General features: G+C 57.7%; 18 protein-coding genes and 1 tRNA gene. 5 read left to right on the top strand and 14 right to left on the bottom strand.

The genetic code is table 11. The annotated features are described in order from the left end of the window. The first annotated feature begins 1 nt into the window (after window position 1). Window positions 2-2,635, top strand: a complete 2,634-nt coding sequence (locus B9Z39_RS13730) for a bifunctional diguanylate cyclase/phosphodiesterase (RefSeq protein WP_108302086.1) — start codon at window positions 2-4, stop codon at window positions 2,633-2,635. 11 nt (window positions 2,636-2,646) lie between these two features. Here the strand turns inward: B9Z39_RS13730 and B9Z39_RS13735 are convergent, their stop codons facing one another. The 11 genes from B9Z39_RS13735 to B9Z39_RS13785 all read right to left on the bottom strand — a co-directional run bounded on the left by B9Z39_RS13735 (window position 2,647) and on the right by B9Z39_RS13785 (window position 15,284). Next, a complete protein-coding gene (locus B9Z39_RS13735; RefSeq protein ID WP_108302087.1) occupies window positions 2,647-3,723 on the bottom strand; it encodes a two-component system response regulator in 1,077 nt (358 codons plus the stop codon). A gap of 9 nt (window positions 3,724-3,732) precedes the next feature. Next, on the bottom strand, window positions 3,733-4,113 hold the full coding sequence (locus tag B9Z39_RS13740; RefSeq protein WP_100147746.1) for a response regulator: 381 nt from the start codon (window positions 4,111-4,113) through the stop codon (window positions 3,733-3,735). A 9-nt stretch (window positions 4,114-4,122) separates the two neighbouring features. Further along, entirely contained in the window at window positions 4,123-6,876 is a 2,754-nt protein-coding gene (locus B9Z39_RS13745) for a PAS domain S-box protein (RefSeq protein ID WP_108302088.1), read from the bottom strand. Window positions 6,877-6,958: 82 nt separating this feature from the next. Continuing rightward, window positions 6,959-8,047 (bottom strand): Stealth CR1 domain-containing protein, encoded by a 1,089-nt coding sequence (locus B9Z39_RS13750; protein ID WP_108302089.1) that lies wholly within the window; start codon window positions 8,045-8,047, stop codon window positions 6,959-6,961. A gap of 79 nt (window positions 8,048-8,126) precedes the next feature. Further along, a tRNA-Thr gene (locus B9Z39_RS13755) sits at window positions 8,127-8,202 on the bottom strand. A gap of 37 nt (window positions 8,203-8,239) precedes the next feature. Continuing rightward, window positions 8,240-9,241, bottom strand: a complete 1,002-nt coding sequence (locus B9Z39_RS13760) for a class 1 fructose-bisphosphatase (RefSeq protein ID WP_100147743.1) — start codon at window positions 9,239-9,241, stop codon at window positions 8,240-8,242. A gap of 26 nt (window positions 9,242-9,267) precedes the next feature. Then, the gene (gene pepN, locus B9Z39_RS13765) at window positions 9,268-12,006 is read right to left on the bottom strand and encodes an aminopeptidase N (protein ID WP_108302090.1); all 2,739 of its coding nucleotides are present in this window, start codon (window positions 12,004-12,006) and stop codon (window positions 9,268-9,270) included. Window positions 12,007-12,040: 34 nt separating this feature from the next. After that, a protein-coding gene (gene prfB, locus B9Z39_RS13770) for a peptide chain release factor 2 (protein ID WP_108302091.1) occupies window positions 12,041-13,145 on the bottom strand; the annotation gives its coding sequence in 2 pieces (ribosomal slippage) (window positions 12,041-13,063 and window positions 13,065-13,145; 1,104 coding nt in all). A 46-nt stretch (window positions 13,146-13,191) separates the two neighbouring features. Continuing rightward, window positions 13,192-13,761, bottom strand: coding sequence for a hypothetical protein (locus tag B9Z39_RS13775; RefSeq protein WP_146183337.1), 570 nt, complete (start codon window positions 13,759-13,761; stop codon window positions 13,192-13,194). Window positions 13,762-13,786: 25 nt separating this feature from the next. Beyond that, a complete protein-coding gene (locus B9Z39_RS13780) occupies window positions 13,787-14,356 on the bottom strand; it encodes a hypothetical protein (RefSeq protein WP_146183338.1) in 570 nt (189 codons plus the stop codon). Window positions 14,357-14,375: 19 nt separating this feature from the next. Beyond that, complete coding sequence (locus B9Z39_RS13785) at window positions 14,376-15,284, bottom strand: alpha/beta fold hydrolase (RefSeq protein WP_108302142.1); 909 nt, start codon at window positions 15,282-15,284, stop codon at window positions 14,376-14,378. Between the two features lie 25 nt (window positions 15,285-15,309). Between B9Z39_RS13785 and B9Z39_RS13790 the strand changes: the two genes are divergently transcribed. The 3 genes from B9Z39_RS13790 to plsY are packed head-to-tail and all read left to right on the top strand — an operon-like array spanning window position 15,310 to window position 18,840. Continuing rightward, on the top strand, window positions 15,310-17,055 hold the full coding sequence (locus tag B9Z39_RS13790) for an acyl-CoA synthetase (RefSeq protein WP_233249010.1): 1,746 nt from the start codon (window positions 15,310-15,312) through the stop codon (window positions 17,053-17,055). A gap of 41 nt (window positions 17,056-17,096) precedes the next feature. Next, window positions 17,097-18,164 (top strand): aldo/keto reductase, encoded by a 1,068-nt coding sequence (locus B9Z39_RS13795; protein WP_108302093.1) that lies wholly within the window; start codon window positions 17,097-17,099, stop codon window positions 18,162-18,164. Between the two features lie 13 nt (window positions 18,165-18,177). Further along, window positions 18,178-18,840, top strand: coding sequence for a glycerol-3-phosphate 1-O-acyltransferase PlsY (plsY, locus tag B9Z39_RS13800; protein ID WP_108302144.1), 663 nt, complete (start codon window positions 18,178-18,180; stop codon window positions 18,838-18,840). Window positions 18,841-18,848: 8 nt separating this feature from the next. Here plsY and B9Z39_RS13805 read toward each other — a convergent pair whose 3' ends face one another. Together B9Z39_RS13805 and B9Z39_RS13810 are read right to left on the bottom strand one after the other, a co-directional pair. Further along, the gene (locus B9Z39_RS13805; protein ID WP_158269505.1) at window positions 18,849-20,051 is read right to left on the bottom strand and encodes a peptidoglycan-binding protein; all 1,203 of its coding nucleotides are present in this window, start codon (window positions 20,049-20,051) and stop codon (window positions 18,849-18,851) included. Between the two features lie 216 nt (window positions 20,052-20,267). After that, window positions 20,268-20,753 carry a YajQ family cyclic di-GMP-binding protein gene (locus B9Z39_RS13810; RefSeq protein WP_100147736.1) on the bottom strand — a complete coding sequence of 162 codons (486 nt, stop codon included), beginning with the start codon at window positions 20,751-20,753 and terminating at the stop codon, window positions 20,268-20,270. Window positions 20,754-20,793: 40 nt separating this feature from the next. Between B9Z39_RS13810 and murB the strand changes: the two genes are divergently transcribed. Then, on the top strand, window positions 20,794-21,858 hold the full coding sequence (gene murB / locus B9Z39_RS13815; protein ID WP_108302095.1) for a UDP-N-acetylmuramate dehydrogenase: 1,065 nt from the start codon (window positions 20,794-20,796) through the stop codon (window positions 21,856-21,858). A 47-nt stretch (window positions 21,859-21,905) separates the two neighbouring features. On the opposite strand, the gene B9Z39_RS13820 is transcribed toward murB, so the two are convergent. Further along, the gene (locus B9Z39_RS13820) at window positions 21,906-23,105 is read right to left on the bottom strand and encodes a DUF1501 domain-containing protein (protein ID WP_108302096.1); all 1,200 of its coding nucleotides are present in this window, start codon (window positions 23,103-23,105) and stop codon (window positions 21,906-21,908) included. Between the last annotated feature and the right edge of the window lie 10 nt (window positions 23,106-23,115).

The following is a 23,115-nucleotide window of genomic DNA, read 5'->3' on the forward strand; positions in this document are numbered from 1 at the left end:
CATGAAGTCCGTGACCCTGCGCGAGCAAATTGGCCGAAAACTGTTCAAGATTTTTGGTCTCTATTTGTCAGTGCTGACCGCGCTGATTGTGCTGTTGGCCGTCAGTGGCTCGCTGTTTTACAAGTACAGCCAGTTGCAGCAACACCAGTCGTTGGTCACGTCTACCTTCTCGGCTGAAGTCAGTGCCATGCTGCGTGAGGCGGATTCGCTGGGCAACTCTTCCTTGATCTGGACTGGCTTGACCGATTCAGTGGGACGTGACGTGTACTTGGTTCCCTTGTTGAATCGACTCAACAACAACACCATCCGTCGCATCGACTTGCTCGATTACAAAGGGCGTGACTACATCTTGAGCACCCAACCGGGGAGGGCCTTGCGTCCCTCGAATCAAATGATTCAAAAAACCATCGATGAGGTGCGGCCATTCCATGAACTGTTGACCCAAGACGATGGCCAGCACTTGGTGTTCACCTTGCCGGTGGTGGCGCCATTTTCAGATGGCGTGCTGGGCATTTTGTTGATTTCATTCAACGTGACCCATCTGACCGATGAGTTGCATTTACCCAAGGATTTGGCGCTGATGTACTCATTGACCGATGGGCACGAGACGAGCACCTTGGGGGCTGTGACCCATGCGTTTGTGAAGGTGCCTATTGCACTGGGCAAATACGAATTCCCGGTGTACCTGCACCTTTCTCAAATGATTTGGGACAGTCTGTTGGTGGTGGCCGCCGCGTTTGCTTTTTCGTTGATCAGTGGCGTATGGTTGTTTCTTGGCTTGTATCGGTGGACCAAAACTTTTTCACAGGAAACCACACGCAGACTCAATGCCCTGGTGGATTTGGCTTCGCGCATGATCAATGGCCAAGAGGTGGAGATTGAAACCGGCCATATCGGCGATGAAATTTCGTCGGTGCATGACGCGTTGCTGCAACTGCTGTTGCGACAACGTGCGGCCAACCAGCAGTTGTTGATTTCAGCGCGTGTGTTTGAAACCGCGGCCGAAGCAATTTTGATCACCGATGTACATGGGCGAATTGTCGATGTCAACACCGCCTTGATCCGCATGACCGGGTATGAGAAAGCACGTTTGCTGGGCAAGCCAGCAGGCATTTTGTACCGCAACGAAGACTTGGGAGGCTCGGGGCTGTCGATCGTGGAGTCGATCAAGCATCATGGTGAGTGGCGGGGTGAAACTTTCTTCACCACAGCCGACAAGCAGTCGATACCCACGATTCTGTCGGTGTCCACCCTGCTCAATGACAAAGGCGTGAGTCAGGGCAATGTGGCCATCTTTTCCGATGTGCGTCCTCTGAAAGCCGCCGAGTCGCGGTTGAAGGATTTGATTTACCTTGACCAGTTGACGGGCTTGCCCAATTACCGTGCCTTTTTTGAATACATCACCGAGCGCTTGAATAAAAAGTCAGGCAGTCCTCAGTTTGCGGTGTTGTTCATCGACTTGGACCACCTCAAGAGCATCAACGACAGCTACGGCCATGAGCAGGGCGACGTGGTAATCAAGCAGGTGGCGCAGCACCTGAGCGAGAAATTGCCTGGCCCCAAATACATCTGTCGCCGCTCAGGGGATGAGTTCATTGCAGTGATTGACATGAACGAAGACGTGGCGTCTTTTCAGCAGCGCCTCAAAGACTCGATCCAGGCGGTGGCCTTGAACATTCAGTTCTCAGGCGGCATTCACCTCACGGCCGGGTTCAGTGCCGGCGCTGCCATGTACCCGAGTGATGCGGACAACATCAACGACTTGTTGATCTATGCCGACACCGCATTGCTGCATGCCAAAGAGTCTGGGCGATCGCGGATTGAGTGGTTGGACGCCAAGCTGATCAAAATCATTTCACGCCGCAACAAAGTGGAAGCCAAGATGGCCGTGGCCCTGATGAACCAAAGTTTGTCTGTGAATTACCAGCCTGAGGTCGATTTGAGGACCGGAAAGATTTTGGGTTTTGAAGCGTTGGCGCGTTGGCATGACGATGAATTGGGCATGGTGTCGCCTGCCGAGTTCATTCCGATTGCGGAAAAGATCGGTGTGATCGACCAGGTCACAGAGCTGGTGTTGATTCGCATCACAGAAGATATCAAGCACATCCAGCAGCGGTTTCCGGGTTGCAAAATTGCATTCAACTCGTCGCCACAGCTGTTTGCCAAGAAGAAAATTTTTAAATTGCTGGCCAAATACCTTGGGTCGTACAACGACGATTACGCAGGCTTGGTGCTTGAGTTCACAGAGTCCGAGTTGTCTCAGAGTGAGCACGAAGTGAACAGCCAGTTGGAATCCATGATTGGGATGGGCATTCAAATCGCGATCGATGACTTTGGCAAAGGCTACTCGTCGATGTCGCGCTTGGCCAATATGCCGGTACACAAGCTCAAGATTGACAGCTCATTCATTTCCGCTTTGCGCCACACGGGCGACTCTCGTGTGGTGGCCAGCATCATGGCCTTGTCCAAAGCACTCAAGCTGGATGTGACCGCCGAAGGGGTGGAGTCAAACTTCCAACGTGAAATCTTGATTGAGACAGGCTGCTTCAAGGCCCAAGGTTTTTACTTTTCCAAACCGTTGCCACTGCAGGAGGTGCTGCAATTGCCCAGTGCGCTTCGGCCATTTGACGACTGATGCAACCAGGTTTATGCGGCGTGTCGCACGTCAAGGTGCGCATCAAAAATATCTTGGAATTGCGTCGCGCATTGTTTGAAGGCTTGCAACACGTCTGGGGCAAAGTGTGAGGGCGCTGTTCTGCCGTCGCCGGTGGTGATGATCTCCAAGGTGCGCTGATGCGACAGCGCCCCCTTGTAGGGTCGCACCGAGCGCAGGGCATCGTATTGGTCGCAGATGTTCATGATCAGCGCCGACATCGGGATGGCTGTGCCCACCAATCCCAAGGGGTAGCCGCCACCATCCCAACGTTCATGGTGGTGGGCGGCGATTTCTGCACCCATGAGCAGGTAGGGGGAGTCGGAGCCGCTGAGCAGTTTGGCGCCGAGCTGTGAGTGGGTTTTCATGATGGCCCATTCCTCAGGGGTGAAGGCCCCGGGCTTGCTCAGGATGGCGTCGGGGATGGCAATTTTTCCGACGTCATGCATGGGGCTGGCGTAACGAATGAGATCGGAGAAAGTGGCATCCATGCCCAGCGACTGCGCCAAAACTTCGGTGTAGAGCCCAATGCGGGTCACGTGGGCACCCGTTTCCTCGTCTTTGTAGGAGGCAGCGCGGGTCAGCACTTCGATGGTCTGGTGGTAGCTTTTGACCAACTGCTGGGTGCGTTGCATCACCAAGGCGTCGAGCAGGTGGTTGTTTTCTGCCAGGAAGTCGTTGAAGGTTTTGAGGCGCAGCAGGTTCTTCACGCGGGCGAGCAGTTCGATGCGGTCAACCGGCTTGGTTAAAAAGTCTTCTGCCCCTGCTTCTAGGCCACGCAAGCGAGAGTCGCGGTCATCCAGCGAGGTGAGCATCACGATCGGAATGGCACGCGTGTTGTCTTGTGCCTTGAGGGCGCGTGCCACCTGGTAGCCGTCCATGCCAGGCATCATGACGTCAAGCAAGATGATGTCGGCGCGCTGCGTGGCCATGGTTTGCAATGCGGCTTGCCCGCTGCCCACGGCGTTGACCAGGTAGCCTTCGACTTCCAGCATGGAGGTGAGGAGGCGACGATTTCGCTCTTCATCGTCAACGACCAAGATGAGGGCATGTTTGGGTGTGTGTGTCATAGCAACTCCTCAATCATGCAAGCCTTTCACGTCGAGCAGGCATTCAATTTCTGTGAGAAATTTTTTGTATTGAATGGGTTTTTCAAAGTAACCATCAAAACCAGCCGCCAGCAGCCGCTCGGCATCTCCCTTCATGGCCAGCGCGGTCAGGGCCACCACGGTCAACCCATGGGTCTGTGGATTGGCGCGCAATTCACGCAGCGCGGTGAGTCCGTCCATGCCTGGCATTTGGACATCCATGAACACCAAGTCCGGGCTTTGCGCGGTGGCCAAGGCAATGCCATCGGGGCCGTTGTCGGCACTCAACACTGCGTACTCGGCTTGTTCAAGCACGGCCACTGCGAGTCGTAAGTTGCGTGCATCGTCGTCGATCACCAGGATCTTTTTCATGCGGCCCCCTCATCTATCGTTGCGTTTGGGCAAGGCCCGGCGTACTTCGGCCAACAGTTCAGCGTTGTTGAAGTGGGTTTTTTCCATGATGCTGTCCACGCTGAGTTTGAGGCGTGCCCGGTCCTCTTCGCTGAGCTCCATGGCGGTCAACACCAGAATTGGCATGTGGACGCTGTTGGGTTTTTGTCGCATGGCCAATGCCACCTCGAAGCCATTGACCTCGGGCATCATCAAATCCAAGATCATGAGGTCAGGCACTTCCACACTCACGGCATGGATGGCTTCTGCCCCACCATAGGTGCGTGTGACGCCATAGCCTTCGGCCTCCAAGAGTGTGGCCAAGAACTCCACCAGTTTGGGGTTGTCATCCACAATCAAAATTCTGACCTTCGGCGTTCCCGGTTGTGGCGACACCACAAGCCCGCTCAAGGCCGATCTCAGTTGGGCGCGTGAGAACGGCTTGTGCAACACCCGTCGTGCACCCAGAGCCAAGCCGTGGTCCATTTCTTTGGAGGCCGTGATCAGCACCACAGGGGTGTTTTTCAATTTGGGTGAGGCTTTGAGTTTGCGCATGAAATCAAAGCCGTTCATCAAAGGCAAGAAGATGTCTAAGGTGATCAAGTCGGGTGGTCGCCTTTCTGCCCGCACCAAGCCTTCTTCAGCGGTGACCGCGCAGATCACTTCAAAGCCATCCATCTGGAGTTGCCCCGCGATGAGGCGGGCGGCATCTTCATCGTCTTCGATCACCAAGGCCAAGGGGGGCTGCAAGCTCGTGTTGGAGGTCACAGTCAAGGCCGGGCTATCGAGCAGATGCTCGGTGTCTTCTTCTTGCGCCTCGGTATGGGCCACTTCGCAATACGGCAGCCAGACCTGAAAGCAACTGCCCATCCCCAGACGGCTGCTGACCCCAACCGTGCCGCCGTGCAGTTCTGCCAGGCGGCGGACCAGCGACAGTCCCAAGCCCGTGCCCGATTGCAGGCGTGCGGCAGAGCTGTCGACTTGCACAAAGGGTTCAAACAGTTTGGGCAGGTCTTCTGGCGCAATGCCAATGCCGTTGTCTTCAATCGCGATGTGCAAGAACGCTTGGTTGTCGCTGGTTGGCAGCTCCAGCAGCCGTCCCGGCAGGGCGGGGTTCAGTGTGATGTCTGCGCGCGTGCAGCGTTCAATGCGCAAAGACACGGTGCCACCGTGTTCGGTGAATTTGATGGCATTGGCCAACAGGTTGTAGATGATTTGTTTGACCTTGCGCTCATCGCACAAGGCGGTGCCAATGCTCTGGTCGATGTGGGTGCTGAGTTCAATCGCATGATTGAGCGCTTTCTCGCGCACCATCAAGGTACTGGACTGAAACAGTTGCAGCAAGTTCACGGCACTGAGTTGCAGCTGCAACATGCCAGCTTCAACTTTGGACAAGTCCAAGATGTCGTTGATCAAGGACAGCAAGTGTTTGCCTGCTTCATAAATGTCGGCGCTGAAGCCGCGTTGTCGTTCGTCCAGTGGCCCCAGCGCGCCGTCTTTGAACATTTCTGAAAACCCGATGATGGCGTTCAAGGGGGTGCGCAACTCATGCGACATATTGGCCAGAAAGTCGGACTTGGCGCGGTTGGCCGCCTCCAATTGCATGGTGCGTTCAGCGATGCGTTTTTCCAGCAGGTTGTTGGCTTCATTGAGCATCGCCTCGGCTTGTTTGCGCTCGGTGATGTCCACCACGGAGGCCACCACCTGCATGTCGATGTTGCTGTCTGGGCCGGTGGGGTTGAGGCCAATTTCGATAGGGAACTCATACCCGTCTTTGCGCAGACCAAACAGATCACGGCCTACGCCCATGGCACGGGGTTGTGGTGTTTGCAGATAGTTGTTGCGCAGCATGATGTGTTTGCCGCGGTAGCGTTCGGGCAACAACATTTCAATGGGCTTGCCCAGCATTTCTTCTTGTGCCCATCCAAACAAGCGCTCCATTTGGGTATTGACCATGACGATGGCGCCGTTTTTGTCGATGGCCAACATGCCGTTGGGTGCGGCGTTGAAAATGTTTTTGATGCGATCACGCCCGGCACGCAGTTCCGCTTCGGCTTGTTTGCGCTCGGTGATGTCGACCACTGAGGCGACGATTTGCAGGCCAATCACGCTGTCGGGGTCGGTCGGGTTGAGGCCAATTTCAACCGGGAATTCCTGCCCGTCTTTGCGCAAACCAAACAAGTCCCGCCCAGCCCCCATGGCGCGCGGTGTTGGGGCTTGCACAAAGGTGTGGCGCAGCATCAAGTGTTTGCCTCGGTAGCGTTCAGGCAACAACATTTCAATGGGTTGCCCCAGCATTTCTTGCCGTGACCAGCCAAAGAGGCGTTGCATTTGGTTGTTGACCATCACGATGATGCCGTTGGTATCGATGGCCAGCATGCCGTTGGGTGCCGCATCTAGCATGGCACGTAAATGGCGGTCGCGTTGCACGCCTTCGAGAACCCACTGCTTGCGTTCTTGCGCCCGCAGATAGCTGATGCACAGGGCTAAAACCGCCAACCCCAGAAGCATGCCCATCAGACCGGCCCACAAGGGCATGTTCCCGGTGATCAGCCAGACCGTCCAATGGGTGGGGTCGTCATCTTGGTAAGACCACCATGCCAAGCCGACGAGGACCAGAACCAGTGCCGTCAGCCCGCTGCCGATCCAAAACGAGTGCCAAAGAGTGCCGGGGTATTTCAGCCGATCAGGCCATCCCTGCCCTTGCGGGCCATTTGTCTGCGTGGGCGATGGTTGCTTGGACATGGCCAGCTTTCAATGAAAAGTTCAATTGAACAAAGTCTTCATTTCGGTGGCAATACTACTCCTAGGGAATTAATTTGTGAATCTAAATTAAAAAATATGTAAGTAAATTTGACTGTCGTTGCGGCTTGCCCGATAAGCCCCGATGTGACGTGGCGTGGCGCATCTTTTCAAAGGAAGAGGGCGCTTGGAGCAGGGTTTGCAAGGTGTCGCGTACCTGGGTCAGGCGCGGATCGTCAGGGTGAGCGTCGTCGGTGGTGTCGTTGATGCAAAAGAAGTCCAGTGAACCCCAGGCATGGCGCAGTTGTTTGAGCTGAGTGTGCGTGTCCGAGGCACCCGTGGAAACATAGCTGTGGCTGTAGTCTTTGAGTTGGGCCACACCATGTGCCAGTGCCCAGCGCAAGACAAAGTCAGACACCAGAGTGGGTTTGTCCCAGGCGCGAAACACGGTGGAGCGTACCTGTGCAAACAAGTCGGGTGCTTCATGTTCCAGGGCATACAGCAAGGACTTCAACATGGGTCGTGGCGAGTGCGCAAAGGTGCGTGGGGTGTGCGCGTAATGGGGGTCTAAGCGGTGTGCGCCGATGGTTGTGTGTGGTGTCTGTTGGGTGGCTTTGGTTTGCAGCCATTGGCGCGACAAACGGCTGGCGTTTTCTAACGAGGTGTCGTGGCTTTGCATGGCCAAGCCTGGCACACACGGGTCGTCCGACCAGGTGACGTAAAAGCCACCCGGGTAGAACCAGTCTCTGGCGTGCACAGGGGCGCCAAAAAATACGTCGTCGTTGAAATAAAAGTAACGCTCGGACAAGCCCGGGATGCGGTGGATGTACGACTCGATGTGACCGGAGTCAAAGGTGGGCAGCGCGTCGTGTGGAATCAGCGCCCGGTGATCGACGATGGTCAGTCGGTCTGAGTCTTGCAGCCACGCCGGCACTTGTGCGTCGGTGACGAGGTAGACGTGCCCATGGGTTGGAAAAAATTGATCCAACGCCCGCAGGCTGTAGCGCAGCTCTTGGTTGTCACGAAAGCGCCCCTCTACATTGCCAAAGCGGGCCATCGCGTTGTGACCGTCAGCGCAGAGTTTGCTGGCTGCCTGCTGGCGTTTGAGACGCCATTGGCTGTCGTTGCCATCGACCCAGAGGTACACGATGTCGATGGGAGAAGTGTCTTGCATGCCGTGATGTTTCAAGTGGGAGGGGTGTTGCAGACAAGAAAAAGCCCCGTCTTGTGAACGGGGCTTCTTGTGTGATGTGTGGTGCCGGAGAGATGAATCGAACACCCGACCTTCTCATTACGAATGAGCTGCTCTACCGACTGAGCTACACCGGCAACCGAGCCAAGATTATAGCCAGGCTGTGTGTGTGGCTCAGCCTTTGAGGTGGTAGCTGGTGATGCGGTCGACCTCATGTTTAGAGCCCAGCACCACGCTGACACGTTCGTGCAGTTGCGTGGGCTGAATTTCCAAAATGCGTTGACGCCCATTGGTGGCCGCACCTCCGGCTTGTTCGATCAACCAGCTCATGGGGTTGGCCTCGTACATCAGACGCAACTTGCCGGGTTTGTTGGGTTCGCGCTTGTCCCAGGGGTACATGAAGACACCGCCACGCGTCATGATGCGGTGCACATCGGCCACCATGGAGGCGATCCAGCGCATGTTGAAGTTCTTGCCACGGGGGCCTTCTTCGCCTTGCAAGCACTCGTCGATATAGCGCTTCACGGGCTCGTCCCAGTGACGCATATTGCTCATGTTGATGGCGAACTCTTTGGTGTCGGCCGGAATGCGCACATCTTCTTGGGTCAACACAAACGAGCCTTGCTCGCGGTCGAGGGTGAACATGGCCACGCCATCGCCCACGGTGAGCACCAGGGTGGTTTGCGGGCCATACACGCAATAACCTGCTGCCACTTGGGCTGTGCCGGGTTGCAGGAAGTCGTCTTCGCTCACGCCTTTGCTGGTATCGGTTTTTTTCAGCACGCTGAAGATGGTGCCAATGCTCACGTTGACGTCGATGTTGCTGGAGCCGTCGAGCGGGTCAAACATCAGCAGGTATTCACCCTGGGGGTAGCGGTTGGGCACCACGTGGATGGTGTCCATTTCTTCTGAAGCCATGGCTGCCAGGTGGCCGCCCCATTCGTTGGCTTCAATCAGCACATCGTTGGCGATGATGTCGAGTTTTTTCTGCACCTCGCCTTGCACGTTCTCGCTGCCAGCGGTACCCAGCACATCGCCCAGTGCGCCTTTGTTGACGGCTTGGCTGATGCCTTTGCAGGCGCGAGCCACCACTTCGAGCAGCAAACGCAACTCAGAAGGAATATGGCCTTTGGCACGTTGCTGTTCGACCAGATAGCGGGTGAGTGAAATGCTCATGGTGTTTCTCTGTGATGAGGGTTGAATTAACTGAGGGCACGCGAGATGACTTCGCGCACGTCGTTGCTCAAGTCAGACTTGGCGGCAATGCGGGTGAGGGCCACATGGGCGGCGCTGCGGTAGGGCTCGGCCAATTTGCTCCAACGGTCCAAGGCGCGGGCCAGGCGGGCAGCGACTTGGGGGTTGATGGCGTCGAGTTCGAGCACGCGCTCGCTCCAGAACACATAACCCGCTGCATCGCTGCGGTGGAAAGCCCCTGGGTTGGCGCTGCAGTAGCTGAAGATCAGGCTGCGTGCGCGGTTGGGGTTTTTGAGTGTGAAGTCGGGGTGCTGCATGAGTTGACGCACCACGGGCAGCACATTGCCGCCACGGTCAGGTGCACCGGCTTGCAAGGCAAACCATTTGTCCATCACCAATGCTTCGCGCGAGAACAGGCTGTAGAAGCGTTGCAACGCAGGCGTGGCCAAAGCGTGTCCGGATGCCACCAGAGCGCTCAAGGCGTTGAAGCGGTCGGTCATGTTGTGCGCGTTGTCAAAGCACTGCAAGGTGCGCTCAGGCCACGTGATGTCGCCACTGCTGCGCGCATCCAGGCACAGCATGTGCAGCGCCAAGCCGCTCAGTGCACGACGTCCGCTGGAGACCGGGTCGGGTTGGTAGCTGCCGTTTTCGCGGTGTGACTCAAAGGCCCAGGCCCAGTCGTCATGCAGGGCTTGCGCGAGTTGTGCGCGCATGGCTTCGCGTACCGTGTGGATGCGCTGTGGGTCCACCACATCGAGCTGTTCGGCGATGTAGGTTTCGGCAGGCAGGGTGAGCACGAGTTCTTTGAACGCGGCATCCAAGTTGGGATGGCGCAAGACCGTGCGCAGGGCTTCGAGCAAAGCTGTGTCGAGCACCTGGGTGGGGTCGCCATCCGCTTGCACAGCCGCCAAAGCGGCTTGCAGGTAGAGGCGTTGTGCGGCTTCCCATTGGTTGAAGGGGTCGCTGTCGTGGGCCAGCAAGATCAGCAGTTGGTCGGCGCTGAAGTCCATCTCCAGCACCACCGGCGCACTGAATCCACGCAGCAGTGAGGGCACGGGCGCTTGGCCATCGGCGATCGGCAGGTCATGGAACTCAAAGCTTTGCGTGGCCTCGGTGAGCACCAGCAACTGGCTCGGGAGCACCTCGCGACCCGTGTGGTCGAGCAAGCCCATTTGCACGGGAATGACGAAGGGTTCTTTGTGGTCTTGGCCGGGGCTGGCCGCACAGCGTTGGCTCAGTGTGAGGGTGTAGCGGTGGGTGGCCGCGTCATACGTGCCTACCGCCTGCACGCGTGGTGTGCCAGCTTGGGCATACCAGCGCTTGAACTGTGGCAAATGCAGGGCCAAGGCGGTGCCGGGGTTAGCGTCGGCGATGGCTTGGGCAAAGTCGTCGCAGGTGACGGCTTGGCCATCGTGGCGCTCAAAGTACAAGGCCATGCCTTTGGCAAAGCCTTCGCGCCCGGTGTGTGTCAAGCCACCCACGGTGCCGCTGGCGGTGAGGGCGGGCGCCACCAAGGTTTGCATCATGCGCACCACCTCGGCGCCCTTTTCATAAATCGTGACCGTGTAGAAATTGTTGATCTCGACATAGCTGTCGGGACGCACCGGGTGGGCCATGGGGCCGGCGTCTTCGGCAAATTGCACGGTGCGCAGCAAACGCACGTCTTCGATGCGTTTGACGGCGCGCGCCGAGTTGGCGGCTGCCTCGTCGCCCGCCAGTGCATGACTGGCCAAGTCTTGGCTGAACTCTTGGTCGCGGAACACCGTGAGGCCTTCTTTGAGCGAGAGCTGAAACCAGTCGCGGCAGGTGATGCGGTTGCCAGTCCAGTTGTGGAAGTATTCGTGGCCCACCACGCTCTCGATGTTGGCGTAGTCGGTGTCGGTGGCGGTAGCCGAATTGGCCAACACGAACTTGGTGTTGAAGATGTTGAGGCCCTTGTTCTCCATCGCGCCCATGTTGAAGTCGCTGGTGGCAACGATCATGAAGCGCTCCAAGTCCAGGCTCAGTCCAAAGCGTGTTTCGTCCCACGCGATGCTGGCACGCAAGGAGTTCATGGCGTGTTCGGTTTTGTCCAAGTCGCCCGAGCGCACATACACCTGCAACAGGTGTTCTTTGCCCGAACGTGCCGTGACGCGTTGCTCGCGGCACACCAACTGACCGGCCACCAAGGCAAATAGGTAGCAGGGTTTTTTGTGCGGGTCGATCCACTGTGCAAAGTGACGGCCGTCTTCCAGGTCACCGTGTGCCACCAGGTTGCCGTTGCTGAGCAAGACGGGATAGGCCTTTTTGTCGGCGCGCAGGGTCACGCTGTAGCTCGACATCACATCGGGGCGGTCCAGAAAGTAGGTGATGCGACGAAAGCCCTCGGCCTCACACTGGGTGAAGAACGATTCGTTGCTGACGTACAAGCCCGACAACTGGGTGTTCTTGCTGGGATTGCAGGTGGTGAAGATTTCCAGCGCGAAAGCGTCGGTGCCTTCGGGCAGGTTTTCCAGCACCAATTGGTTGCCGTCCATCTTGAACGAGGTGCCTTGGCCGTTGACCAGCACGCGTGCTAGGTTGAGCTCTTCGCCGTCCAGGCGCAGGGGCTGGGCCGCTACGTCGGGGTTGCGACGCAAGGTCATTTTGTTGAGCACACGGGTTTTGACGGGGTCGAGGTCAAAGGTCAAGTCAACGGTGTCGATCCAAAACGCAGGCGCGCTGTAGTCGGCGCGTTGGGTCAAGGTGGCAGAGCCTTCACGAAGCATGGTGTTTTCCTAAGGTAGGCGCAAAACGGTGTGTTTACACACCTTGTTTGAGAGAGGCTTCGATGAACACATCGAGGTCGCCGTCCAGCACTTTTTGGGTGTTGGAGATTTCAACGTTGGTGCGCAAGTCTTTGATGCGGCTTTGGTCGAGCACGTAGCTGCGAATTTGATGACCCCAACCCACGTCAGTCTTGGTGTCTTCGAGCTTTTGCTGGGCTTCTTGGCGCTTGCGCATTTCAAAGTCATACAAACGCGAACGCAGGCGTTTCCACGCCACGTCTTTGTTGCTGTGCTGGCTACGACCGTCTTGGCACTGCACCACGATGCCGGTGGGGATGTGCGTCAAACGTACAGCCGAGTCGGTTTTGTTGATGTGCTGGCCGCCCGCACCGCTGGCGCGGAAGGTGTCGGTGCGCACGTCAGACGGGTTGATGTCGATCTCGATCGAGTCATCGATCTCGGGGTAGACAAACACGCTGGCAAAGCTGGTGTGGCGACCGCCTGATGAGTCAAAGGGCGACTTGCGCACCAAGCGGTGCACACCGGTTTCGGTGCGCAGCAAACCAAAGGCGTAGTCGCCTTCGATCTTGATGGTGGCGCCTTTGATGCCGGCCACGTCACCCGCAGACTCGTCTTCGACGGTGGCTTTGAAGCCTTTGCGCTCGGCGTATTTGAGGTACTGGCGCAGCAGCATGCTGGCCCAGTCGCAAGCCTCGGTGCCACCGGCGCCGGCTTGGATGTCCAAGAAGGCGTTGCAGGGGTCAGCCTCGTTGCTGAACATGCGGCGAAATTCGAGTTTCTCGATGTCGGCGACCAGACCTTTGGTTTCGGCTTCGATGGTGAGCAAGCCGTCTTCGTCGCCGTCGGCTTTGCTCATGTCAAACAACTCGGTGTTGTCGGACAGCTCTTGCGTCAGGCGTGACAAAGTCACGACCACGTCGTCGAGGGATTTTTTTTCACGGCCCAGTTCTTGGGCTTTTTTGGGATCGTTCCAGACCGTAGGGTCTTCCAGAGAGGCGTTGACGGTCCTCAGGCGCTCTGACTTGGCATCGAAGTCAAAGATACCTCCGTAAATCAACCGTGCGCACGCTCAGGTCTGCGAGGGTGGTGCCAATGAGGTTGATGCGTTCTGCTTCCATGATGGGTCTTCTTTACGGTTCTGGGAAACCGCAGATTTTCTCACGTTCAGAAGCGGTGGCTGTAGGCGAACAAAACCCCTGCTGTGCCCAGCAACATCAGTTGGCCCGAATCGTGGGGCGTGAAGGCATAGCTGAGCGACGGAATGATGGCGGGTGCTACGCCGTAGTTGTTGAAAGGGATCTTGTCTTGGTACTCGTTGCGGTAGCCGTAAATCAGGCCCGCCGAGACTTTGGCGGTGAGTTTGGGCTGGCCCCATATGCCTGACCACTGCTTGCCAACGTAGACATACGTGGCGGCTTTGCCAAAAGAGTTGCGAAACAGGGCCAGACCGCAAAAACGCTCGCCTGCCACATGCCGCTCCAAGGCACCCAGGATGACCGGACGGTGTTCGGCGCTGTAGTTCCAGTGGTAGGTGTAGGGCGAGAGAACAAGTTCCCATTGCTGGTCAGGGTCGGGTTCAGCCGCGTTGTCTTGTGCCAGCGCCTGCGTGCAGGGGTTCCAGTTGTGCCAGGTCTGCTCTGAGCCTTCGGCCCGGGCCATGTCAAACAGCGCAGTGATGCACAGCGTGCCGATGAGCAGGCACTTGGCCAGACCTTGGGTGGGGATGCGCAGCATGGCTGTGAACTTCAAAGTACGCATTCTATTTGGGTGCCAAAACCGCCGGGCCAATTTCTTGCAAGGGGCCCAGGGGGTTGTTTTGGACGTCGACTTCATTGATTTCGGGCTGGCCACCCCACGAGCGGTACACCACCACATCGTCGACCAGCAAGATCAGCGCGTTGAAGCGCCAACCGGTGGTTTCGGAGCGTCGCTTGAAGTTGACGAAGTCGGCAAAAAAGTTGCCGGTTCTCACCTTGTTGACTTTGGACACGTTGATTTCCCACCCGTGGCAGGTATCCCGTGCTTCGATGCACATCAAAATGCCTGGCCCCAAGTCGGCTTTGGTGAGCACGCTGCCGTTGACCACCCGTCGAACAATGTCGGTATACGACAGGATGACCGTGTTGGGTTGTTGGGCCGGGTCAATTTTGAGTCGCACCAAAGTGTCGGTGGTGCTTTGCATGGGCACCAGTGACTCAACGGCGTCACGTGCGTCTTGAAAGCTTTGAAACGTGGGTGACTCGGTGCGCGCACGCGGCAGCAAACCAGCGCACCCGACGAGCAGCAGCGCTGAGGCAGTGGCAAGGAGGCCGATCACGCGTCGTGTCATGTGTTGCTTTCCGTGTGCGTCACGCTTGGGCAAGAAAGTCTTCGATCAATTGTGCCAATTGTTGCGGCTGGTCATGGTGCAGCATATGTCCTGCGTCTTCTACGACGGCATGGCGCAGTTGTGCCACCACGGCGATGCGTTGTTTGAACTCGTCCAAGGTGTATTTGCCTTTCCACCACTGGCCCAGGCTGTCGCTGCTGGCCACCACGCACAGCGTCGGAGCGCTGATGCGTTGGTAAATGGCTTGCACCTCGTCCACGCGAAACAATTGGGCGTTGACCACTTTGTGGCCTGCATGGCCCAGGATGCGCCATTCGCCCTGGGCATTGGTATGGGCCCAGTGTTGGGCCAGCCAGTGGGCTTTGTCTTCTCCTAAGCGTGGGTTGGTTTTGATCAAACGCTGCGCCACGGCCTCCAGGCTGTCGTAGGGCTTGAGGTCCATCTCACCGCGTTGCAGGCTTTTGAGTTCGTCCATCCACTTGGCATAGCGCCCGGGTGCCTGGGCCGAACGCGAAGCTGGCATGCCAAAGCCCTCCAGGTTGATGAGGCGGCGCACGCGCTCTGGGCGCACACCCGCGTACAAGGTGGCGATGTGCCCGCCCATGCTGTGGCCGACCAGATGCACGGGCTTGTCGCCCACGTAGTGGTCGAGCAAGAAGTCCAGATCGGCCAAGTAGTCGGGGAACCAAAAGTTGTCGGTGGCAGGGGTTTCGGTCAGGCCAAAGCCGCGCCAGTCAGGGGCGATCACCCAGTGGTCGTGTTGCAAAGCGTCGACCATGAACTGAAACGAGGCGGCCACATCCATCCAGCCGTGCACCAGCACCAGTGGGGGCGTGTCAGGCGAGGGCGTGCCCCATTGGCGCACGTGGTAGCGCAGCTGTCGTATCGGTACAAACTCGCTGCGAGAAACTTTTTGGATTGGGTACATTTTTTCAATCATAAGGACACCGCCCATGACCCAGCGCTCAGCTTCTCAGACGCCTGATTTTTACGCGGCGATGCACCAAGGCTTTCGCTGGGCTGTGCCCACCCACTTCAACATGGCCGAGGTGTGCAGCCGCCGCTGGGGCGCGCAGCCCGATGCGGCTGCGCGCATCGCGGTGATCACCCACCACTTGGATGGCCAGACGAGTCGCCACAGTTATGCGCAGCTCTGTGCGGCTGCCGATGCGTTGAGCCATGTGCTGGTCAGCCTGGGGGTGCAACGCGGCGACCGGGTGGCGATTGTGTTGCCGCAGCGTTTTGAAACTGCGGTGGCGTACATGGCGGTGTTGCAGTTGGGGGCGGTGGCCATGCCTTTGTCGATGTTGTTTGGGCCAGAAGCGCTGGCCTATCGGTTGCAAGACAGTGAGGCGGTACTGGCTGTGGTCGATGAGGCCACCGTCGATCACGTGTTGGCTGTGCGCGCGCAGTGCCCAGCTTTGCGCTGTGTGGTGGGCCTGGATGGCGCCGCAGCGCGTTGCGATGTGGACTATGCCAGTGCCATCGGTGCGCAAAAGCGTCGCTTCACGGCGGTGAGAACCAAGGCCGATGAAGCGGCGGTGTTGATTTACACCAGTGGCACCACCGGGCCACCCAAGGGCGCCTTGATTCCCCACCGCGCCCTGATTGGCAACTTGACGGGCTTTGTGTGCAGCCAAAATTGGTTTGGTTTTGCGACCGCGGCGGCTGAGCGCGGGGTGGCGCGTGCAGCCCCTGACATGCCACCTGAGCCTATGGTGCCGACGGTGTTTTGGTCGCCTGCCGATTGGGCCTGGACCGGCGGCTTGATGGATGCCTTGCTGCCCACGCTGTACTTTGGTCGACCCATCGTGGCGTTCAACGGTCGCTTCAGCCCTGAGCTGGCCTTCACGCTGATGCAGCAGCACCGTGTGACGCACACCTTTTTGTTTCCGACGGCGCTCAAGGCCATGATGAAGGCCTATCCCACCCCGCGTGCCACCTTTGACCTTCAACTGCTGGCCATCATGAGCGCAGGCGAAGCGGTGGGGGACGCGGTGTTTGCCTATTGCCAAGACCACTTGGGCGTGACGGTGAACGAGATGTTTGGGCAGACCGAGATCAATTACATCGTGGGCAACTGTGCCATGGCAGGCGGCTGGCCCGCCAAGCCCGGCAGCATGGGACGCGGCTACCCTGGCCACCGTGTGGCGGTGATCGATGACGAGGGCCGTGAGTGCGCCGTGGGTGTACCCGGCGATGTGGCGGTGAACCGCTTCGATGTGCACGGCAACCCCGATCCGATTTTCTTTTTGGGCTATTGGAAAAACCCGCCAGCCACGGCGGCCAAGTTCATGGGCGACTGGTGCCGCACGGGCGATGTGGCAGTGCGTGATGCCGACGGTTACCTGTGGTACCAAGGGCGCGCCGACGATGTGTTCAAGGCCGCGGGTTACCGCATTGGTCCCAGCGAGATCGAGAACTGTTTGGTCAAACACCCGGCAGTGGCCAACGCCGCCGTGGTCCCCAAGCCCGATGCCGAGCGCGGTGCAGTGGTCAAAGCCTATGTGGTGCTGGCGCCGGGCTTTGAGGGCAGTGAGGGGCTGGTGGCTGAGCTACAGCAGCATGTGCGTGGCAAGCTGGCGCCGTATGAATACCCCAAAGAGATCGAGTTCTTGACCGAGTTGCCCATGACCACCACGGGCAAGGTGCAACGCCGCGTGTTGCGGCTGCAAGAGGAGGCGCGCGCGAAGCTTTAGACTTGGCAGCTTTTGACAAGCAGCTTCAGGGAGTGGTTGGTATGAGTTTTCCTTTCGTGCAATTGGGCACCAGTGCGTTGCACGTGACGCCGATTTGCCTGGGCACCATGACCTTTGGCGAGCAGGTGAACGAAACCACGGCACACAGCATCCTCGATCGCTCGCTGGAGCGGGGGGTGAATTTTTTAGACACGGCCGAGATGTATTCCGTGCCTGCCAAAGCGCAGACCTGTGGCGCAACCGAAACGATTCTTGGCAACTGGTTGGCCAAACGTCCCGGGGCCCGTGACAAGCTGGTGGTGGCCACCAAGGTGGCGGGACCCACGCGCGGCATGCCCTGGATTCGTGAGGGCACGGGCATGACCTCGCAAGACATCGTCAACTCTTGCCATGCCAGCCTGCGTCGGCTGCAAACCGATGTGATCGACCTCTACCAAATTCATTGGCCTGAGCGTCATGTGCCGGCGTTTGGCACCGCGTATTACGACCCCAGCAAAGAAACCTCCACCACGCCGATCCATGAACAGTTGGAGACGCTGGCCGGTTTGGTCAAAGCGGGCAAGGTGCGTGCCATTGGCGTGTCCAACGAAACCCCGTATGGCGTGCATGAGTTTGTGCGTCTGGCCGAACAGCACGGCTTGCCCCGTGTGGCCAGCACGCAAAACCCGTACTGCCTGATCAACCGCACCTTTGAAAACGGCCTGGATGAAACCTGCCACCGCTTGAACGTGTCCTTGCTGGCCTACTCGCCTTTGGGCTTTGGTTTGCTGACAGGCAAATACGATGCGAGTGGTACCGAAGGCCCCCAGGCGCCGCAGGGCGCGCGCATCAGCACCTACGAGACGGTGCGCAAACAACGCTGGGGCCGTGCCGAAGCACTGGCGGCGGCACGCCGCTACAACGCCTTGGCGCGTGAGCATGGGCTGACGCCCACACAAATGGCCTTGGCGTTTTGTTACACCAAATGGCAAGTGGCCAGCACCATCATTGGTGTGACGTCTGTGGCGCAACTCGACACCGACCTCGACGCTTGGGGTACCACCTTGTCACCTGAAGTTTTGGCCGCGATTGACGCGATTCGTTGGGAGTTGCGCGACCCCGCGCTTTGAAAGTTTGACCATGATGTCTTTAGATTCATCCACCATTTTGGGTCTCGTGCTGGGCGGCTACTTGATCGGTTCGCTGTCCTTTGCCGTCATCGTCAGTCGTGTCATGGGCCTGGACGATCCACGCACCTATGGCAGCCAAAACCCCGGTGCCACCAACGTGCTGCGTTCGGGCAACAAGCAAGCAGCCGTGACCACTTTGTTGCTGGATGCCTTGAAGGGCTTTTTCCCGGTGTTTTTCGTCAAGTTGTACGGTGCCCAGTTTGGTTTGGACGAGCGTGCCGTGGCCTTGGTGGCGCTGTCAGCGTTCATCGGCCATGTGTGGCCCGTGTTCTTTCGCTTTCAAGGTGGCAAGGGCGTGGCCACTGCGGCGGGCGTGCTGTTTGGCATCGAACCCGTGTTGGGCTTGGCCACTTTGGGTACCTGGCTGATCGTGGCGTTTTTCTTTCGCTACTCGTCGCTGGCCGCGCTGTCAGCCGCTGTTTTTGCGCCTATGTACTACTGGTTGGGGGACCGCATCGTCTGGTCCGCCAGTCAAGCCGAATTGCTGGCTGTGATTTTGATGTGCGTGGTGTTGGTCGCGCGTCACGTCGACAACATTGCTCGCTTGCTAAGAGGCGAAGAGTCAAAAATTGGGACAAAAAAATCCGCGACGACAAGCGACGCGGATTCAAACTAAGCGGCGCTTTATTTGGCTGAGGTCGTGATGCCAAGCGCGTCGAGGGTTTCGTAGGTCAGCAGTCCAGCCGCAAGACCTTGACGCGCTTGGTAGGTTTGAACGGCGTTCAAGGTTCGTTGGCCCAGCTTGCCATCCACCGTGCCCACATCTTCACCTTTGTCGCGCAAAGCGTTTTGCACTTCTTTGATCAAGGTGGCCGGTGCATCTTTTTCGCACAGCACACGGCGCCACGTCACTTGAGGAATGCTGGTGTATTGCTTGACTGTGATTTGGCTGCTCGTGGGCGGAACTTCTTGCGTGGCAACAACCGCAGGCGTATCTACAGTGGTCACAGGCAGGTTGATGGTGACGGGTGGAATCGGGACGGGAATCACTTTGGCACTCTCGTTCAAGACCATTTTGGTGATGGTTTTATAAACGGCCGGAGTGATTTCTTCGCGGACGGATTCAGCTTTCACCAGCAACAGTCTTTTCACTGCCTTGTAGCGCGCAGGAACTTCAGTGGCACATTGGGTTCTTGGGGCTTCAGACTGCTTCGTGCCCGCTATCCGCAGTCCAGCGGCGCGGCACGAGCGCAGCACGATGTGTGCGGACTCAACCAAGACATCTTCTGTTTTTTCTTGGTAGATAGCAGGCTCAACGATCATCTTTTTCACTTCGTCTTTGACCTTCACAGACTCCGTGACTTGTGTGTACGTTGGGGGCTGCACACGGAAAGTTTCGGCGCCTTCTTTGCGCACGAAGGCAAGCTTGTCGGTTCGCAATTGCGCGGGCTGCACGTTGTAGCTGAGTCGACCTTCTTGGGTCACAAAGTCTTGAACTTCTTGTGAGACACGTGACGGGATGACCAGTTGAGCCCAACATTGCCCCACGGGAACCATCATGCCATCTTGCTGCAACGCAACTGGTTTCGATTCGTTCTCGGCAGGTGCCAGTTCCTTGGTCGAAACTTCAACGCGTTGCTCTGTGGTCGGCAACAGTTCGAGCGCAGCAACTGCTGGCACGTTGCGTGCTGGCACAGGTGCATTGGTTGATGGTGCTTTGTCGGGTTGACTGCCATTCCAGTCTGAGGCCAGCCAGTAGGAACGGGCATTGGGTGTCGGGGCATTGGCAGACGTGTTGCCAGGCAAAACAGAACAAGCACTCAGTGCCGATGTAGCCAAGATGGCTACCAGCGTGCGGGCTGAAAAAGCGACGAAATGATCGGACATGCAGTAAAACCTCATTCAACGCACAAGGCGTCTTAACTTCAATATGGCGTGCAAAATTGTTACAGATGATAAACGTGTTCTGAGCTTGAAGCTGTGCCAGAGTGGGTGTTTACAAAATTTATCTGTTCGCTATCAAGAAGGGTGAGTTGCACTTACAACGTGGCCACCCCCATGCAAAACACAAGGCCCGTGTTTGGTATGCACGGCGCAAGTGTGTCAGTCGCGAAAGTTGTTGAACGACAAGGGCAGGTCAGTCATCTCTTTGCGAATCAGAGCCATGGCGGCTTGCAAGTCGTCGCGTTTGGTACCGCTCACACGCACGGCATCGCCCTGGATCGAGGCTTGCACCTTGATCTTGCTGTCTTTGATCAAGCGCTGGATCTTTTTCGAGACTTCGGTCTCAATGCCATTGCGTACTTTGATGACTTGCTTGACCTTGTCGCCGCCCACCTTTTGCACATCGCCTTTGTCTAAGAAACGCACATCGACTTCGCGTTTGGTCAGTTTGTTGCGTAGCACGTCTTCCACCTGCACCAGTTGAAAATCGGCGTCCCCGTACATGGTGATTTCTTTGTCTTTGAGCTCAATGGCGGCAGAGGTGCCTTTGAAGTCAAAGCGCGTGACAATTTCTTTGGCCGTGTTTTCCACGGCGTTTTTCACTTCGACCAGGTTGGGTTCACACACGGTGTCAAAAGAGGGCATGGCAATCGCTTGAGGTTATTCAGGGTGAGACAATTCTCCTATGTTAGTTGAGTCCAATTACCCCCTTCAAACGCACAACACTTTTGGCATCGTTGCCAAAGCTTTGCAGCTGGTGCATGTGCGCAGCGAGGCCGATGTGCAGGCCGTGGTGGCCCATGCCCAGCTGCGCGACTTGCCCAAATTGGTGTTGGGTGGCGGCAGCAACATCGTGTTGACAGGGGACGTGAAGCCTTTGGTGCTCAAGGTCGAACTCAAAGGCATGCGTTTGGTCGAAGAGACCGACAAGGCTTGGATGGTCGAGGCTGCCGCTGGCGAGTCTTGGCACGAGCTGGTGCAATGGACGCTCGCGCAGGGTTGGCCCGGTCTGGAAAACATGGCTTTGATTCCTGGCTCGGTCGGGGCATCACCCGTGCAAAACATCGGTGCGTACGGCGTGGAGTTGCAAGACCGCTTTGAGTCTTTGGACGCCATCGATTTGCGCACCGGTCACAGCTTCAGTCTGGACGCTGCGCAATGCGCCTTTGGCTACCGTGATTCGGTGTTCAAACACGGCCCCAACCAAGCCAGCGGCGGCTCGCGCAGCATGGGACTGGCAGGTCAAGCCTTGATCAGCCGGGTGCGGTTTCGTTTGCCCAAGGCCTGGAAGCCGGTGCTGGGCTATGCCGACTTGGAACGCAAGATGGCCGAGACGGGCATCACACAGCCCAGCGCCCAGCAAATTTTTGACTGGGTGTGCGCCATTCGCCGTGCCAAGCTGCCCGACCCCGCCGTGATTGGCAATGCGGGCAGTTTTTTCAAAAACCCCACGGTCACGCCAGAGCAATGCGCCGACATCATCGCGCGCGATCCCAAGGTGGTGCACTACCCGCTGGATGACGGCAGCATCAAACTGGCCGCAGGTTGGTTGATCGACGCCTGTGGCTGGAAAGGCAAAACAGTCGGCAATGCGGCGGTGTACGACAAGCAGGCGCTGGTGCTGGTGAACAAGGGGGGGCGCGACCATCCTTGTACCGGCGGGGAAGTGATGACACTGGCCAAGGCCATTCAGACCAGTGTGTATGAACGCTTTGGCATTCGTTTGGAGCCTGAGCCGGTGGTGGTGTGAAGCGAGCATGGCCTGCCAACTACCTAGAGGCGTTGCAGGTGGCGGTGTCAGGTGAGTACGCGCTGGGCCAAATCTGCCAGCACTTGTTTGACATCACGCGTCTGTTGGAGGTCCATACCTTGGTCAAGCTGGTCTGTTGCGAGCCCGGGCCATAACGTGGGCGGCAACAGACCACGAGCTTGCGTATCGAGTGCCCACACAATGCCCGCATGGCCATGGTCGGTACCGCCACTGGCGTTGGCTCTGAGTCTTCGTCCGAACTCGCTGACCACGACCATGGTGGTGTGCTTGCCAGCAGCTTGCACGTCATCGAACAAAGCACGAAGGTTGGCCGACCACTGACGCACCAAGTTATTGATCTTGCCGCTTTGATATTCGTGCGTGTCCCAGCCACCTAAATCCAGGCAGGCAACTTGAAGTCCGATGTCCATACGAATGAGTTGAGCAACCGTTTGTACGGCTTGTTGCCAGTCGTAGTTTTCTGTGTTGTAGCTCACGCTCTTGGGTGCCATGTAGGAGGTGATGCGGCCATTGATACGAGGGGCTTTGTCGTCGACCAAGGCGAGTTGTTGCAAGGTTTGCCGACCTACTTGGAGCACCGGGTCTGAGCCAGGGGCAGATGGGTGATTGGCATAAAGTGCTTCCAGTACAGATCTGCCCACAGTGTCGCCAGGCAGGCTGAGTCCATTTCGCAACTCGCCCACCAAATTAATACCCGAATTCAAGCCTTGAAGGCTGCGAATTTGACCGGCCGATGTGGCTGCAAAGTCAACGCTTTTGCCTGTGATCGACGGACGCACAAAAGGTGCGATCCAGCCAGGCGTAGACGCTATGGGACGGCTTTGTGTTTGAGCAGAAGACTCCAAGATTTCTTGTGCCACAAAGTGGCTGCGGGTGGCATTGGTCAGGCCACAGGCGTGCAGCAGCTGTGCATGCCCACTTTGAAACAAGTCCAACAGGGGCACGGCGGCTGGGTGGATGCGGCAGTCTTGTTCTGCGGCAAATCCTTTTGGCAAACGCAGACCAGCGTTTTGTGCTCCCTCAATGATGCGCAGCTCGGGGGGACGATTGGCCAGATAGTTGCGGTCGTTCACTGGCGCTGCCATGTGCAGGCTGTCAGCGCCACCACGCAGAAACACCACCACCAAGGTGCGGTTGGGTTGGGCTGCAAAGCTCAGGTTGCGAAGCGAGACCGCCTCTGCCAAACCTGTGTAACCCAAGGCTTTGAGGAGTTCACGGCGTTTCATGAGCGGCTCC

Origin of the sequence: Limnohabitans sp. JirII-29 (assembly GCF_003063395.1) — a bacterium.
Taxonomy (GTDB): domain Bacteria; phylum Pseudomonadota; class Gammaproteobacteria; order Burkholderiales; family Burkholderiaceae_C; genus Limnohabitans.

Excerpts from the sequence above, each read along its gene's own strand:
- B9Z39_RS13820 (WP_108302096.1), bottom strand. The coding sequence starts at position 23,105 with ATGAAACGCCGTGAACTCCTCAAAGCCTTGGGTTACACAGGTTTGGCA.
- B9Z39_RS13790 (WP_233249010.1), top strand. The coding sequence starts at position 15,310 with ATGACCCAGCGCTCAGCTTCTCAGACGCCTGATTTTTACGCGGCGATG.
- B9Z39_RS13795 (WP_108302093.1), top strand. The coding sequence starts at position 17,097 with ATGAGTTTTCCTTTCGTGCAATTGGGCACCAGTGCGTTGCACGTGACG.
- pepN (WP_108302090.1), bottom strand. The coding sequence starts at position 12,006 with ATGCTTCGTGAAGGCTCTGCCACCTTGACCCAACGCGCCGACTACAGC.
- B9Z39_RS13780 (WP_146183338.1), bottom strand. The coding sequence starts at position 14,356 with ATGACACGACGCGTGATCGGCCTCCTTGCCACTGCCTCAGCGCTGCTG.
- plsY (WP_108302144.1), top strand. The coding sequence starts at position 18,178 with ATGTCTTTAGATTCATCCACCATTTTGGGTCTCGTGCTGGGCGGCTAC.
- B9Z39_RS13785 (WP_108302142.1), bottom strand. The coding sequence starts at position 15,284 with ATGTACCCAATCCAAAAAGTTTCTCGCAGCGAGTTTGTACCGATACGA.
- B9Z39_RS13740 (WP_100147746.1), bottom strand. The coding sequence starts at position 4,113 with ATGAAAAAGATCCTGGTGATCGACGACGATGCACGCAACTTACGACTC.
- B9Z39_RS13805 (WP_158269505.1), bottom strand. The coding sequence starts at position 20,051 with ATGTCCGATCATTTCGTCGCTTTTTCAGCCCGCACGCTGGTAGCCATC.
- B9Z39_RS13760 (WP_100147743.1), bottom strand. The coding sequence starts at position 9,241 with ATGAGCATTTCACTCACCCGCTATCTGGTCGAACAGCAACGTGCCAAA.
- B9Z39_RS13730 (WP_108302086.1), top strand. The coding sequence starts at position 2 with ATGAAGTCCGTGACCCTGCGCGAGCAAATTGGCCGAAAACTGTTCAAG.
- B9Z39_RS13750 (WP_108302089.1), bottom strand. The coding sequence starts at position 8,047 with ATGCAAGACACTTCTCCCATCGACATCGTGTACCTCTGGGTCGATGGC.
- murB (WP_108302095.1), top strand. The coding sequence starts at position 20,794 with ATGTTAGTTGAGTCCAATTACCCCCTTCAAACGCACAACACTTTTGGC.
- B9Z39_RS13735 (WP_108302087.1), bottom strand. The coding sequence starts at position 3,723 with ATGACACACACACCCAAACATGCCCTCATCTTGGTCGTTGACGATGAA.
- B9Z39_RS13775 (WP_146183337.1), bottom strand. The coding sequence starts at position 13,761 with ATGCTGCGCATCCCCACCCAAGGTCTGGCCAAGTGCCTGCTCATCGGC.
- B9Z39_RS13810 (WP_100147736.1), bottom strand. The coding sequence starts at position 20,753 with ATGCCCTCTTTTGACACCGTGTGTGAACCCAACCTGGTCGAAGTGAAA.
- B9Z39_RS13745 (WP_108302088.1), bottom strand. The coding sequence starts at position 6,876 with ATGTCCAAGCAACCATCGCCCACGCAGACAAATGGCCCGCAAGGGCAG.